We start from the raw sequence: 13578 nt of genomic DNA, 5'->3' as shown, positions 1-13578 counted from the left end.
ACACGAAGTCACGAGCGAGGGGCCACTTTTTTGTGGAGGAGCCCGCGACGGAACAAAAAAGTGGTGCCTCGCGAGCCGGCGCCGAAGGCGCCCAAATAGAAGCAACGCCGCATCGCCGAAAGCCGCCCACCCGCCCGCCAAGCCCGCGACCCCACCCCGCCCCGCCCCCGCCCACCACGCCCGGCTCACGACTGACCAGCCCCGCCCGCTCCACTCACGACCGAGCCCCAGATGTCGGACTCGACATGCGACCGAGCCCCACCCCTCGCTCCACTCGCGCCCCCGCCCCGGATCTCGAACCCGCTCTACGACCGCCGTCGATCCCCTCGCCGCGCTCACGATCTCGCCCGGCTATCGGCCCCGGCACTCGGACCGAGGTCGTGAGCGCGGCAAGGGGATGAACGTCGGTAATGAGCTGCGCCGGATATTCCGGTCCAGGTCGTAAGCGCGGCGAGCCGGTGAGTCCCAACGCTGTACCCGACATCCGGTCGTAAACCGGGTGGGACACCCCAGCCGAAGTGAGCAGCGCGGTGATGGGGTGAGCGTAGGTCGCAGGTCGAGCCGGACCCTCGGGCCGGGGCAGGATCGGGAGCGGGCCAACCAGGTCGGCCCCGATCGTGACCTGGGCCGGACGCTCGGGACAGGGTCGGGATCCGGCCAAGCAGGTGAGTCCCAATGGCGGGCCGAGCCGAACACCTGGGGCGGTGACGCGAACGGAGCAAGGTGGTCGACCTCGGTCACGGCCGGAGCCGACAGCCGGGCTCCAAACCAGCTCACGACCAACGCCCAATCCCCGCATGCCGAACCCGGCTCACGCCCGACGCCGCCCTCACCACCTCGGCCCGAGTACCGAATCCGGCGCACGACCAACCCCCACCCATCGCCACGCTCGCCATTCGCCCCGACAACCCGCCCCCACCCGAGCTTCGCCGCCCACCCCACCCGCGACCTCGGCCCGCCCAAGCCCCACAAACGCAACAGGGCCACCCCGACCAAGCCGAGGCAGCCCTGTACCCAAAAACGCCCTACACCCGCCCGCCGACCCTCACCACCATCGACGCGGCCCCGACCCCGACCCAACGCCCAGCATCGCCCAAACGACCCTCAGCCCTCGGCCCCAATCCCGGCCTCAAGCCCTCAGCCGGAAGCCCTCGAACCCTCAGCCCGAAGCCCTCAAGCCCCGACCTGCCCCCGATCCCGACCCAGGTCCCGGCCCGGCCCCGGCCCCCGCCCAGGCCCCAACCTCACCGCCGCCCCCGCCCACCATCCCGCCGAGTCCCCCGAGTCTCCCGAGGCGCCGGCTCCAAGATCGCCACCGACTCCACGTGATGCGTGTTCGGGAACAAATCAAACGACCGCACCGACCGCAGCCTGAACCCGAACCCCGCGAAATACGCCACGTCCCGGGCCAGTGCCGCCGGGTCGCACGCCACATAGGCGACTCGACGCGGGGTCAGCCGTGCGATCCGCTCGACGACCGCCTTGCCCGCACCCGCACGCGGCGGGTCGAGCACCACGATGTCCGCGCGGCGCAGGAACCCGGGTCGGCCCAGCACCTTCTCCACCGTGCCGGTCTCGAAGCGCGCACCCGGCACGTCCCGAAGGTTGTGGATCGCGTCCTCGACCGCCTGCTTGGAGCTCTCGATCCCGATGATCGTGTCGCTGTCCGCCAACCGCTCGGAGATCGCGCCCGCGAACAGCCCGACTCCGCAGTACAGGTCGAGCGCCAAATCGCCCGGTCGCGGCTCCAGTCCCGCCACGACGGCCTGCACGAGTACGTCCGCCGCTGCCGGGTGCACCTGCCAGAAGCCGCCCGCCGAGACCTTCCAGGTCCGTCCCGCGGCCACCTCGCGCACCGCCGGTCGCCCGTGCACCTTGCGTACCCGGCCCTTGTCGTCGGCACGGAACACCGACACCGCGCGGTTCAGCTCGACGATCGGCATCCGCCCGTCCGCGCCCTCGGCGGGCACCACGGTCACCGCGCGATCCAGCGAACCCGTCGCCGAGACCGCCTCGACCGAGGCCACCCCGGGCCACTCGTGCGCCTCGATACCCAATTCCTCGACGCCGGGCGCCGCGATCGGGCAGGAGTCGATCGGCTGCACATCGTGCGAGCGGTGCTTGCGCAGCCCCGCGCGGCCGGTCGCCGGGTCCACGGCGAACTGCACGCGGGTGCGCCAGCCGAGGCCCTCGGCCATCCCGGGCGGGCTGTCCACGGCCTCGACCTCGACGTGCACGTCGACCTTGCCCAGCCGCAACAACTGCTCGGCCACGACATCCGCCTTGAGCCGGCGCTGCGCGGCGGGTGCGGCGTGCTGCCAGTCGCAGCCGCCGCACATGCCGGGGCCGGCCACCGGGCACGCGGGGGTGATCCGGTCCGGGGAGGCGGCCAGCACCTCGACCACGTCGCCGCGCAGGAAACGCGAGGTGGGTCCACCGTCGGTGATCTCCACGACGGCCCGCTCGCCCGGGAGTCCGTGCCGGACGAAGATGACGCGGCCCTCGTGGCGGGCCACGCAGTGCCCACCGTGGGCGACCGGGCCGATCTCGACCTCGTACCGCTCACCCCGCAGGGACTGGTCCGATTCGGGGGTGGTCGATCCGACAGGCACGGCACTCCTCGTACAACTCGTACAACATCGACAGGGGTTTCGGTGGTCCCTCGGCCGGCGGCGCCCGACGGCGACGCCCGGGGACGACACGGCGACACAAAGAAAGCGCCTCACGGAGGTGGGCGCGCATCCAGGGTAGTCCCTACCCGAACAAGCCGCGCCCACCGTCACGACGCGCCGTCCACCACCGCCGCCCGCACACCCCCCGGCCCGGACACCAGGCGCCCGGACCCGGCCCACACCCCCGGCCGAGCACCCGCCGACCGCACCTCAAACGCCCGTCAAGACTCCCCACCCGAACCACCTGAACCGCCTGAACCGCCCGACCCACCCGACCGGTCCGAACCACCCGAGCCACCCGAGCCACCCGAGCCACCCGACCGATTCTCCGGCCGCACCGGCCGACTCTCCGCCCGCTCCCCCGACCCCCGCTTCCCGTCCCCGCCTCGCGGCGTCCGCGCCGGCCCGCGCCGCACCGACCCCGGCGCGACCCACGCCTTCGGCTCCTTGAGCCGCTCGGAGGACTCCAACTGCCACGGCACCGAGGTGACCATGACCCCGGGTGTGAACAGCAGCCGGCCCTTGAGCCGCAGCGCACTCTGGTTGTGCAGGATCTGCTCGTACCAGCGCCCGACCACGTACTCGGGGATGTACACGTTCACCACATCGCGCGGACTGGACCGACGCACCGACTTCACGTATTCGATCACCGGTCGGGTGATCTCGCGGTACGGCGAGTCGAGCACCTTGAGCGGCACCTCTATACCCCGCTCGTCCCACTCCCGGCGCAGCGACTCGGTCTCGGCCGGGTCGACGTTGACGGTGACCGCCTCGACCACGTTGGGGCGCGAGTATCGGGCATAGGCCAGCGCCCGCAGGGACGGCTTGTGCAGCTTGGACACCAGCACGATCGCGTGCACGCGCGAGGGCAGCTTGGTGTCGTCGATCTCGACCGCGGCCAGCTCGGCGGCGACCCGGTCGTAGTGCCGGCGGATCTGCTTCATCAGCAGGAACAGGAAGCCCATCGCCGCTATCGCGATCCAGGCGCCCTGGGCGAACTTGGTCACCAGCACGATCACGAGAACCGTGCCGGTCATGAACAGACCGAAGGCGTTGATCACCCGGCTGCGCATCATCCGGCGGCGCGCGGCCGGGTCGGCCTCGGTCTTCAGATGCCGGGTCCAGTGCCGGATCATGCCCGCCTGGCTCATCGTGAAGGACACGAAGACGCCGACGACGTAAAGCTGGATCAGCTTGGTGGGTTCGGCGTCGAACGCGATGATCAGCACGATCGCGAACGCGGCCAGCATGATGATGCCGTTGCTGAACGCGAGCCGGTCGCCGCGCGTGTGCAGTTGCCGGGGCAGGTAGCGGTCCTGGGCCAGGATCGAGCCGAGCACCGGGAAGCCGTTGAACGCGGTGTTCGCGGCCAGGATCAGGATCAGGCCGGTGACCGCGAGCACGAGGTAGAACAGCGGCGACGCGAACGTGCCGCCGAAGACCGCGTCGGCGACCTGCGCCACCACGGTCTTCTGCTCGTAGTCGGCGGGCGCTCCCTGGATCTGGGTGGCCGGGTTCTCCGCGAAACGCACCTTCGTCATGTTGGCCAGCGCCAGCATGCCCATCAGCATGGTCACCGAGATGGTGCCCATCAGCAGCAGCGTGGAGGCGGCGTTCTTGCTCTTGGGCTTGCGGAACGCGGGGACGCCGTTGCTGATCGCCTCGACGCCGGTGAGGGCGGCACAACCGGAGGAGAAGGTGCGCAGCAGCAGGAACACCAGCGCGAAGCCGCTGAAGCTGTCCTCGGCCTCGATGTGGAATCCGGCGCTCTCGGCCTCCATGTCCGCGCCGGTGGAGGCCCGGATCAGGCCGAACAGCGTCATCCCCAGGATGGCCGCCATGAAGGCATAGGTGGGAACCGCGAAGAGCTTGCCCGACTCGCGGACACCACGCAGGTTCATCGCCATCAACAGCAGCACCAGGCCGACCGCCAACAGCACCTTGTTCGATTCCAGCGCGGGCACCGCGGAGGCCATGTTGGCCACCCCCGAGGAGACCGACACCGCCACGGTCAGCACATAGTCGACCAGCAGCGCGCTGCCGACCGTCAGGCCGGCGTTGGGCCCGAGGTTGACGCTCGCGACCTCGTAGTCGCCGCCGCCACTGGGATAGGCGTGCACGTTCTGGCGGTAGGAGGCGACGACCGTCAGCATGACCACGACGACGGCCAGTCCGACCTTCCACGAGAAGTGGTAGGTCGCCATTCCCGCCATGGAAAGGGTGAGCAGGATCTCGTCCGGCGCGTACGCGACGGAGGACAGTGCGTCGGAGGCGAAAATGGGCAGCGCGATGCGCTTCGGCAGGAGCGTCTCGGACAGCTTGTCGCTGCGCAGGGCTCGGCCGACAAGGATGCGTTTGGACAGATCGGTCAGTCTTGACACGCAGGTGATCGTAAGCCCATCGACTTTCGCCGGGCCGGGGGCATGCCGTAAGGCGTCCACGTGTAACGTCTCGGCGAGGTCTGCCACCCTGGTAACACCACATACGAGCATCAGACCGGGCACAACGGACCAAATCCGGAAGGACGGCCGTGCACATCGTCATCATGGGCTGCGGGCGCGTGGGTTCCACGTTGGCCCAGACGCTCGAGGAGCTGGGGCATTCGGTGGCGGTCATCGACCGCGATCCGTCCGCGTTCCGCCGGCTGGGGTCGCACTTCTCCGGCCGCCGGATCAAGGGCATCGGCTTCGACCAGGACACCCTGCGCGAGGCCGGTATAGAAGAGGCCGGCGCGTTCGCGGCGGTCAGCAGTGGCGACAACTCCAACATCATCGCGGCGCGCGTCGCCCGCGAGACCTTCGGCGTGGAGAACGTCGCCGCGCGGATCTACGACCCGCGCCGGGCCGAGGTCTACGAACGCCTGGGCATCCCGACGGTGGCCACCGTGCGCTGGACCGCGGACCAGATGTTGCGCCGGTTGTTGCCCAGCGGCGCGGAGCCGCTGTGGCGCGATCCGTCCGGGAGTGTGCAGTTGGCCGAGGTGCACGTGAACTCGGCGTGGGTGGGCCACCGGATCAACCGGCTCGAACAGGCGTCGGGCGCACGCGTCGCCTTTGTCACCCGTTTGGGCGAAGGCATCCTGCCGACCTCCGAAACCGTGATCCAGGAGGGCGACCTCGTGCACGTGGTCATGCACCAGGCGGATGTGGCCGCCGTCGAGGCGGCCTTCGAGAAAGCGCCGGAGGAGAGCTGATGCGGGTCGCAATCGCGGGCGCGGGGGCGGTGGGTCGCTCCATCGCGGCCGAGTTGTTGGAGAACGGCCACGAGGTGCTGCTCGTCGACAAGGCGCCGGATGCCATCAAGGTGGACAGCGTGCCGCAGGCCGAGTGGCTGCTCGCCGACGCGTGCGAGATCTCCTCGCTCGACGAGGCCGCGCTGCAGCGCTGCAACGTGGTGATCGCCGCGACCGGTGACGACAAGGTCAACCTGGTCGTCTCGCTGCTGGCCAAGACCGAGTACGGGGTCCCGCGCGTGGTCGCCCGGGTGAACAACCCGAAGAACGAGTGGCTGTTCAACGAGGCGTGGGGGGTGGACGTCGCGGTGTCCACGCCGCGACTGATGTCGGCACTGGTCGAAGAGGCGGTCAGCGTCGGTGACCTGGTCCGGCTGATGCGGTTCAGCCAGGGCGACGCCAACCTGGTCGAGCTGACCCTCCCCGGCGACGCCGCCCTCGTCGGCACCCGCGTCGGTGACGTGGCATGGCCCGAGGACACGGCGCTCGTGACGATCATCCGCGAGGGCCGCGTACTGGTACCCGGCAAGGACGACTCGTTGGAGGCCGGCGACGAACTGTTGTTCGTCGCGGCGCCGCATCGCGAAGAGGAACTGGAAGAGCTGTTGTCGGCCTGACCGACAACGCGGTGGAGTGGACGCTCAGGCGGCGGCCAGGTCACCCATGACCTGGTCCGCCTCCTCGCTGAAGGCGCGCGCGAGCGGCTCCCGGCCGTACGGGCGCAGCCGCCTGCGGAAGTCCGCGAGGAAGTCGTTGCACTGGGCGGACGACAGGTTGCCCGCGATCCGCAGCGCCTCGGTGGCCTTGCCGCAGGCCGCGTCCAGGTCGCCCTGGGCCAGGTGGGCCGCGGCCATGAAGGTGGTGTCCTGGGCACACCGGCGGGACGCGCCGGCGCGGCGCAGTTTGATCGACTCGCCCGCGAAGTCGTGGATCCGGTCCGGTAGGCCGAGGTCGCGATGGCTGTGCGCGAACTCGTGTTGCAGCTCCGATTCGTCGAAGTAGTTGCACCAGGAGGGGTCGTCCTCGATCGGGCCGGCCGCGTCCAGGTGCCGCTCGGCGATGCCCATCGCCCGTTCGCACGCGCGCCGATCGCCCAGCGCCGCGTAGCCGCGCGCCTCCATCGCGGCCACGATCGCCCGCGCCCGGGGACCCAGCGCGCCGCCGGCGCCCTGTTCGGCGGCCCGGGCCAGTTGTACCGCCTCCCAGCCGTGCCCCAGGTAGACCGACTGACAGGCCATGTTGGCCATCACGTAGGCCCCGTAGGCCGGGTCGTCGGCCGCCTGGGCCAGCCGCAGGGCCTGGATGTGGTAGCGCTGGGCCAGCGCGTGCCGGCCGGAATCGAAGGACAACCAGCCTGCCAATTCGGTGAGTTCGGCGACGGCGCGGAACAACCGGCGGCCCACCTCGTCACCGTAGGAACCGGCCAGCTTGGTGCGGGCGACGCCGTTGAGGTGGTTGACGACGGTGTCCCGCAGATCCCCGCCGCCCTGTGCGCGGTCGAGTCGGCGAAAGGCCAGGACGGTCTGGTGGATACGTAGGACGTCCGCGTCGCGCACGGTGACGGGACCGCGCGAGGCGAGCTTCTCGGGCTCGCCCTCGGCCCGGGACGCGGTCGACCAGAACAGCGCGGGGGCGGCGAACGCCCCCACGCCGAAGGCCGTGTTGGCCAGGAAGGTACGGCGGTTCATGTCTCTCTCCGACAATTCGGCCACGGCGTGTCTGACTTCGGCCGCGGTCCGGGCGACTTTCAGCCCGTCGAAGGGGTCGGGGTTCGGTGGCCGCCGGTCGCGCATCCCGAGGTCCTCGACCGTGAGTTCGCAATCCAGGCGCCGACCGAGAGCCTCGGCCAACAGCTCCGGAATCGGCCAACGCGGCTGTGCGCCTTCCAGCCAACGGGCCACCGAGGTGTGGCTGCACCCGAGGTGCAGCCCGCGTCGCTCGGCGACCGAGTTGACCCAACGGGCCAGTTCGCGCCGGGAGAGACCGGCTTCCGCTACCAATGCGATGAGGTCACCGTTTCCGGCCACCGTCCCCGCCTCCTTCGTCCACTGGAGGTCTAACGGGGACGCTAACGGCACGGTTACGCGATCATGCGGGAATAGCCGATTGGACCGCACATGGCCCAAATTCTCCGTAATCGACCGATGCGCCATACCCGAATGATCACCGCGATGATCACTTCGGCGCCCACCCGAACCGGCCCGACACGGCTCGCATCATCCACCGCCACACGACGACGACCCGACGACCCGACGACCCGACGACCCGACGACCCGCGACGATTCGACGACCCGACAGCCCGACGAGCAACCGCTCAATCCGCGACGCGGTCTTCCCGCCGCTCGTCCCGCTGCTCGCCCACCGGCGCCGCCTCGACCGCCGCCGAGCCGTCTTCGGCGTCCTCGGCGTCCTCCACCTTCACCGGCGGCGGCGCCTTCGACATGATCAACCAGGTGATGTAGCAGACCACCAGGAACGGCGGCACGCCCAGGGCCACCTTGGCGATCCCCAGCGCCGTGACATTGCCGGTCCAATAGATCGGGATCTGGATCACGATCCGCAACACGAACATCACGAACCAGACCCAGGTCGCCCGGCGATACGCCGCGAACCGGGCCGGGTTCTGCCGCCAGGTGAAGTTCTCGCCCAGCGCCGGGCCGAGCACGATGCCGATGAGCGGCCAGCGCACCAGGATCGAGATCAGGTAGGCCAGCGCGTAGGCGCCGTTCAGCAACATGCCGAAGGCGTAGAAGTTCTCCGCCTTGCCGGACTTGACCGCGATCCAGCCGGCCAGCGCGACGCCCAGGAAGCCGCCGAGTGCGTGCTGCAGGGTCTCCCGGCGCGCGATCCGAACCACCGCGAACGCCAACGCGACGGCGCCGGCGGTCATCGCCGAGGTCCACGTGGAATGGCTGATCGTGAAGGCGACCACGAACACCAGGCCGGGCACGGTCATGTCGATCATGCCGCGCACACCGCCGAAGGCGGCGATCATCGAGGCCGCGCTGTCGGTGGGGGCCGGCTGCTCGCCGGGCGCGTCGGAGGCGGACTTTTCCATATGGGCGGTCACTCGTTCACTCTCGGCCGACGGGGCGCAGCTCGTACCTGGGGTTGAACAGGACGGGGCGGCCCGCAGTGGTGCTCACCCGCCCGTGGGCGACCAATTGCCGCCCCGGCTCGATCCCGGCTATCCGCCGCCGACCGAGCCAGACCACCGACAGCGCCGCCGAACCGTCGTACAGCTCGGCCTCGAGCGCGGGCACGCCCGCGCGCGGCCGGAAGGTCACCGTGCGCAGCGTGCCGCCGACCGTGATCAGGTCCCGTTCGACCACGTCCACGATCTTGGTACAGCCGAGCCGCTGGGTGTCGTGCAGCAGCTCCTCGGCGTGCAATTCCTCATGGGTGGAGGTCCACCGATCCAGCATCCGCCGCAATCGCCCGGATCGACGCTCCACCCCGGCTGCGCTACCACTCATGCCGGCAAGGGTACCGCCTATCCAACGGCCCTCGGCTGCCCGAAAGTGCCCGCCCGCCGGGGCCGGCGGCCCACCGGGTGAGGCCGCGAGCTATCCCTCGAAGCGATAACCCATCCCCGGCTCGGTCAGCAGATGGCGAGGGTGCGAGGGGTCGTGCTCCAGCTTGCGGCGCAACTGGGCCATGTAGACCCGCAGGTAGTTCGTCTCCGTCCCGTACTGCGGCCCCCACACCTCCTGCAACAACGCGCGCTGGCTGACCAGCCGGCCGGCGTGCCGGACCAGCACCTCCAGCAGGTGCCACTCGGTCGGGGTGAGCCGCACGTCGGCTCCGTCCCGGGAGACCCGTTTGGCCGCGAGATCCACCGTGAAGGATTCGGTGACCACGACCGGCGCCTCCTCCTCGGGCACCGCACGCCGCACCGCCGCGCGCAGCCGCGCGAGCAACTCGTCCATCCCGAACGGCTTGGTCACGTAGTCGTCCGCGCCCGCGTCCAGCGCCGCGACCTTCTCCGCCGACGCGTGCCGTGCGGACAGCACGATGATCGGGATCCTGGTCCAGCCGCGCAGTCCCTTGATCACCTCGACCCCGTCGATGTCCGGCAGGCCCAGGTCGAGCAGCACCACGTCCGGATGCCGGTCGGCGGCGGCGGTCAGCGCCGCGGTGCCGTCCCCCGCGGTGTCCACGTCATAGCCGCGGGCCTTGAGGTTGATGGCCAGGGCCCGCACGATCTGTGGCTCGTCGTCGACGACCAGGACCCGTGTCATCGCTGTTCCTCCCAAGTGGTTCGCTGATCGGTCGCGGGGGTCCGCCCCTCGCCCGCACTCTCGACTTCACGAGCGCCCGCGCCCGCACCCACGCCGGCGCCCGCACCGGCATCCGCACCCGCACCCGCGAGCGAGGCCGTGCGCAACGCCAGCACCATCGTCAGCCCGCCGCCGGGCGTATCCTCGGCCGTCAACGTGCCGTCCATGGCTTCGGCGAAGCCACGCGCGACCGCCAACCCGAGTCCCACCCCATTGCCCTTCGGCGCGTCCCCCAAGCGTTGGAACGGCTCGAAGATCCGCTCCTTCGACTCGTCCGGCACACCGGGCCCGCGGTCGGCCACCCGCAGCTCGACCCGATCCTTGAGCGCGCCCGCCGACACGTGCACCCGGCGGCCCGGCGGATTGTGCTTGACCGCGTTCTCGATCACGTTGGCCAGCACCCGCTCCAGCAGGCCCGCGTCCGCGGACACCGCGGGCAGCGTCTCGGGGATGTCCAGCGCCACCCGGTCCTCGGCGACCCCGGCCAGCGCGCCCGGCACCACCTCGTCCAGACCGATGTCGCCCATCAGCGGAGTCACCGTCCCGGTCTGCAACCGGCTCATGTCCAGCAGGTTCCCGATCAGCGTGTCCAGCCGGTCCGCGCCGAACTCGATCGCCGCCAACAGCTCGGCCTCGTCCTCCTCCGACCAGCTCACATCCTCCGCCCGCAGGCTCGACACGCTGGCCTTGATCGTGGCCAGCGGCGTGCGCAGGTCGTGCGAGACCGCCGCCAGCAGCGCGGTGCGAATCCGGTTGCCCTCCTTGAGCCGACGCGCCTGGGCCGCCTCGGCGACCAACTGTCGGCGCTCCAGGACCACCGCGGCCTGCGCGGCGAACGCCCCGAGCACCCGGCGGTCCTCGGCGGGCAACACCCGCCCCGACAGCGCCAGCGCCAGCGAGTCGGACACCGGCACGTCCACGTCCGCGTCCTCGGGCCTGACCGCCGGATGCGGCCCCACGCTGCCCACGCACAACCACGGAGTGTGGTGCTCCTCGCGCTGCAGCAGCGCCACCGACTCCATCCCGAACGTCTCGCGCACCCGGTCCAACAGCGCCGGCAGCGCCTGCTCGCCGCGCAGCACACTGCCCGCCAGAAAGCTCAGCGTCTGCGCCTCGGCCTGACTTCGCGCGGCCTGATGGGTACGTCTGGCCGCCAGGTCCACCACCGAGGCCACCGACAGCGCGACCAGCACGAAGATGCCCAACGCGAGCATGTTCTCCGGATCGTCGATGGTCAGGTTGTGCAGCGGCGGCGTGAAGTAGTAGTTCAGCAGGATCGAGGACACCACCGCGGTGAGCACGGACGCCCACAATCCGCCGAGCAGCGCGACCGCGACGGTGACCGTCAGGAACAGCAACATCTCGGTGGACAGGCCGTGGCTGTCCCGGGTCGCGTCCAGCGTGTAGGTGAGTGCCAGCGGGCCGATCACGGTCACCGCCCACGACGCGATCCGCCGGCCGCGCCCCAGCGGGGAGCGCATCGGGCGCAGCACCCGCCCCACGCCCGCGTGCTCGTGGGTGACGATGTGCGTGTCGATGTCGCCGGACTGCGCGGCCACGGTGGCGCCCACGCCCGGGCCGAACAGGTACTGCCAGGGCTTGCGCCGGCTGCTGCCGAGCACTATCTGCGTCGCGTTCACCCCGCGCGCGAAGGACAGCAGCGCGGTGGGCACGTTCTCGCCGACCACCGAGTGGAAGGTGCCGCCGAGCGACTCGACCAGCGCGCGCTGGCGGGCCAGCGCCTCCGGGGAGGCGCCGGTGAGGCCGTCGCTGCGCGAGACGTAGACCGCGAGCAGTTCGCCGCCGGAGCCGCGGGTGGCGATCCGCGCGGCCCGGCGCAGCAGCGTCTCGCCTTCCGGACCGCCGGTGAGGCCGACCACGATCCGCTCGCGGGCCGGCCAGGTGGCGTCGATCTGGTGTTCGCTGCGGTACTGCTGGAGGTATTCGTCCACCCGGTCCGCGGTCCACAACAGCGCGAGTTCGCGCAACGCGGTCAGGTTGCCGACCCGGAAGTAGTTGGACAGTGCCGCGTCGACCTTCTCCGGCGCGTACACGTTGCCGTGTGCCATCCGCCGGCGCAGCGCCTCCGGCGCCATGTCGACCAGCTCGATCTGGTCCGCCCGGCGGGCCACCTCGTCGGGCACGGTCTCGCGCTGCGGCACCCCGGTGATCGACTCGACCACGTCGTTGAGCGATTCGAGGTGTTGCACGTTCACCGTCGAGATCACGTCGATCCCGGCGTCGAGCAGTTCCTCGATGTCCTGCCAGCGTTTCTCGTTGCGCGAGCCCGGCACATTGGTGTGCGCCAGCTCGTCCACGAGGGCGATCCTCGGTCGCCGTGCGATGACGGCGTCCACGTCCATCTCGGTGAACGCGCCGCCTCGGTGGATCATGTCCCGCCGGGGGACGACCTCCAGACCCTGTAGTGCTTCCTCGGTGGTGGGTCGGCCGTGGCATTCCACGAAACCGACGACGACGTCGCTGCCGCGCCTGCGCCGACGTTGTCCCTCGCCCAACATCGCGTAGGTCTTGCCGACGCCGGGTGCCGCACCGAGATAGATCCGGAGCTTGCCGCGTGCCATGTCACCCATTCTCTGCCTCGGGGTGGGGAGTGCCGACACCGGCACTCCCCGTCCCCGGCCCGCCACGACCGCCGGGATCAGCCGGCGAGTCGGGCGAGCGCGATGTTGAGGTCCAGCACGTTCACCCGTTCCTGGCCGAGGAATCCGGCGTTGGGCGCGTCCACGTGCTTGTCCACCAGGGCGCGCACCTCGGCCGGGTCCAGGCCGCCGCGCTCCTTGGCCACCCGCTCCACCTGGAGCAGCGCGTAGGCCCGGGAGATGTGCGGGTCCAGGCCGGATCCGCTCGCGGTGACCGCGTCCACCGGGACCCGGTCCTCGCTCACGCCGTTGAACTTGGCGACCTGTGCCTTGCGGTCGCCGATGAGCTTGACGAAGGTCGGGTTCTCGGGGCCGTAGTTGGACGCCCCCGAGGCCAGGCCGTCGTGGTTCGAGGCCGACGGACGCGGCTGGAACCACCTGGGGTCCGGCAGCGTGCCGACTCCCTCGGCCTGCTCGGCGGTCAGCGCGCCGCCGCCCTGGAGGTAGGTGTAGCCCGCGCCGTCCGCCGTGGCGAGCACCTCGCGGCCGTCGGCGTCGAACTTGCGCGGGTCGCCCTGCGCGTCGACCAGGTCGAAGGACTGCCCGATCAGGGCGGAGCCGACCTTCCTGCCGTTGACGCTGACCATCGAACCGTCGGCGTTGTCCTTGAACAGCGCCTGTGCGATCCCGGTCATGGACAGCGGGTAGAGCACGCCCAGGAGCACGGTGAGCACCAGGAAGGCCCGCAGGGACGCGCCCAGGACACGGATACGGGTACTGAAGTTGGTTGCCAT

Annotated in this window: 10 protein-coding genes; 2 read left to right on the top strand and 8 right to left on the bottom strand. The window is 70.6% G+C overall.

Going from position 1 to position 13578, the window contains the following annotated elements; all coding sequences use genetic code 11:
* Positions 1-1244: 1244 nt before the first annotated feature.
* Positions 1245-2612 (bottom strand): class I SAM-dependent RNA methyltransferase, encoded by a 1368-nt coding sequence (locus tag ABZ374_RS20475; protein WP_360312950.1) that lies wholly within the window; start codon positions 2610-2612, stop codon positions 1245-1247.
* A gap of 281 nt (positions 2613-2893) precedes the next feature.
* Complete coding sequence (locus ABZ374_RS20470) at positions 2894-5053, bottom strand: APC family permease (protein WP_360312948.1); 2160 nt, start codon at positions 5051-5053, stop codon at positions 2894-2896.
* 149 nt (positions 5054-5202) lie between these two features.
* Between ABZ374_RS20470 and ABZ374_RS20465 the strand changes: the two genes are divergently transcribed.
* Positions 5203-5865 carry a TrkA family potassium uptake protein gene (locus ABZ374_RS20465; RefSeq protein WP_360312946.1) on the top strand — a complete coding sequence of 221 codons (663 nt, stop codon included), beginning with the start codon at positions 5203-5205 and terminating at the stop codon, positions 5863-5865.
* Positions 5865-6521 (top strand): TrkA family potassium uptake protein, encoded by a 657-nt coding sequence (locus tag ABZ374_RS20460; protein ID WP_078974936.1) that lies wholly within the window; start codon positions 5865-5867, stop codon positions 6519-6521. The genes ABZ374_RS20465 and ABZ374_RS20460 overlap by 1 nt, the downstream gene beginning before the upstream one ends.
* Before the next feature lie 24 nt (positions 6522-6545).
* Here ABZ374_RS20460 and ABZ374_RS20455 read toward each other — a convergent pair whose 3' ends face one another.
* The 6 genes from ABZ374_RS20455 to ABZ374_RS20430 form a co-directional block, all read right to left on the bottom strand.
* On the bottom strand, positions 6546-7931 hold the full coding sequence (locus ABZ374_RS20455) for a hypothetical protein (RefSeq protein WP_360312944.1): 1386 nt from the start codon (positions 7929-7931) through the stop codon (positions 6546-6548).
* 287 nt (positions 7932-8218) lie between these two features.
* Complete coding sequence (locus ABZ374_RS20450; RefSeq protein WP_360312942.1) at positions 8219-8974, bottom strand: DUF3159 domain-containing protein; 756 nt, start codon at positions 8972-8974, stop codon at positions 8219-8221.
* 4 nt (positions 8975-8978) lie between these two features.
* A complete protein-coding gene (locus ABZ374_RS20445) occupies positions 8979-9380 on the bottom strand; it encodes an OB-fold nucleic acid binding domain-containing protein (RefSeq protein ID WP_360312941.1) in 402 nt (133 codons plus the stop codon).
* Positions 9381-9470: 90 nt separating this feature from the next.
* A complete protein-coding gene (locus ABZ374_RS20440; RefSeq protein ID WP_360312939.1) occupies positions 9471-10145 on the bottom strand; it encodes a response regulator in 675 nt (224 codons plus the stop codon).
* Positions 10142-12766, bottom strand: a complete 2625-nt coding sequence (locus tag ABZ374_RS20435; protein WP_360312937.1) for a sensor histidine kinase KdpD — start codon at positions 12764-12766, stop codon at positions 10142-10144. The genes ABZ374_RS20440 and ABZ374_RS20435 overlap by 4 nt, the downstream gene beginning before the upstream one ends.
* A gap of 77 nt (positions 12767-12843) precedes the next feature.
* Positions 12844-13578, bottom strand: coding sequence for a potassium-transporting ATPase subunit C (locus ABZ374_RS20430; RefSeq protein WP_360312935.1), 735 nt, complete (start codon positions 13576-13578; stop codon positions 12844-12846).

The sequence above is a fragment of the Embleya sp. NPDC005971 genome (assembly GCF_040629175.1).
Taxonomy (GTDB): domain Bacteria; phylum Actinomycetota; class Actinomycetes; order Streptomycetales; family Streptomycetaceae; genus Embleya.
The sequence above is the reverse complement of the archived record's forward strand: the minus strand, read 5'-3'. Positions and strand labels throughout refer to the sequence as shown.

Coding starts and splice junctions, on each gene's coding strand:
- ABZ374_RS20460 (WP_078974936.1), top strand. CDS start 5,865: ATGCGGGTCGCAATCGCGGGCGCGGGGGCGGTGGGTCGCTCCATCGCG.
- ABZ374_RS20440 (WP_360312939.1), bottom strand. CDS start 10,145: ATGACACGGGTCCTGGTCGTCGACGACGAGCCACAGATCGTGCGGGCC.
- ABZ374_RS20430 (WP_360312935.1), bottom strand. CDS start 13,578: ATGGCAACCAACTTCAGTACCCGTATCCGTGTCCTGGGCGCGTCCCTG.
- ABZ374_RS20435 (WP_360312937.1), bottom strand. CDS start 12,766: ATGGCACGCGGCAAGCTCCGGATCTATCTCGGTGCGGCACCCGGCGTC.
- ABZ374_RS20445 (WP_360312941.1), bottom strand. CDS start 9,380: ATGAGTGGTAGCGCAGCCGGGGTGGAGCGTCGATCCGGGCGATTGCGG.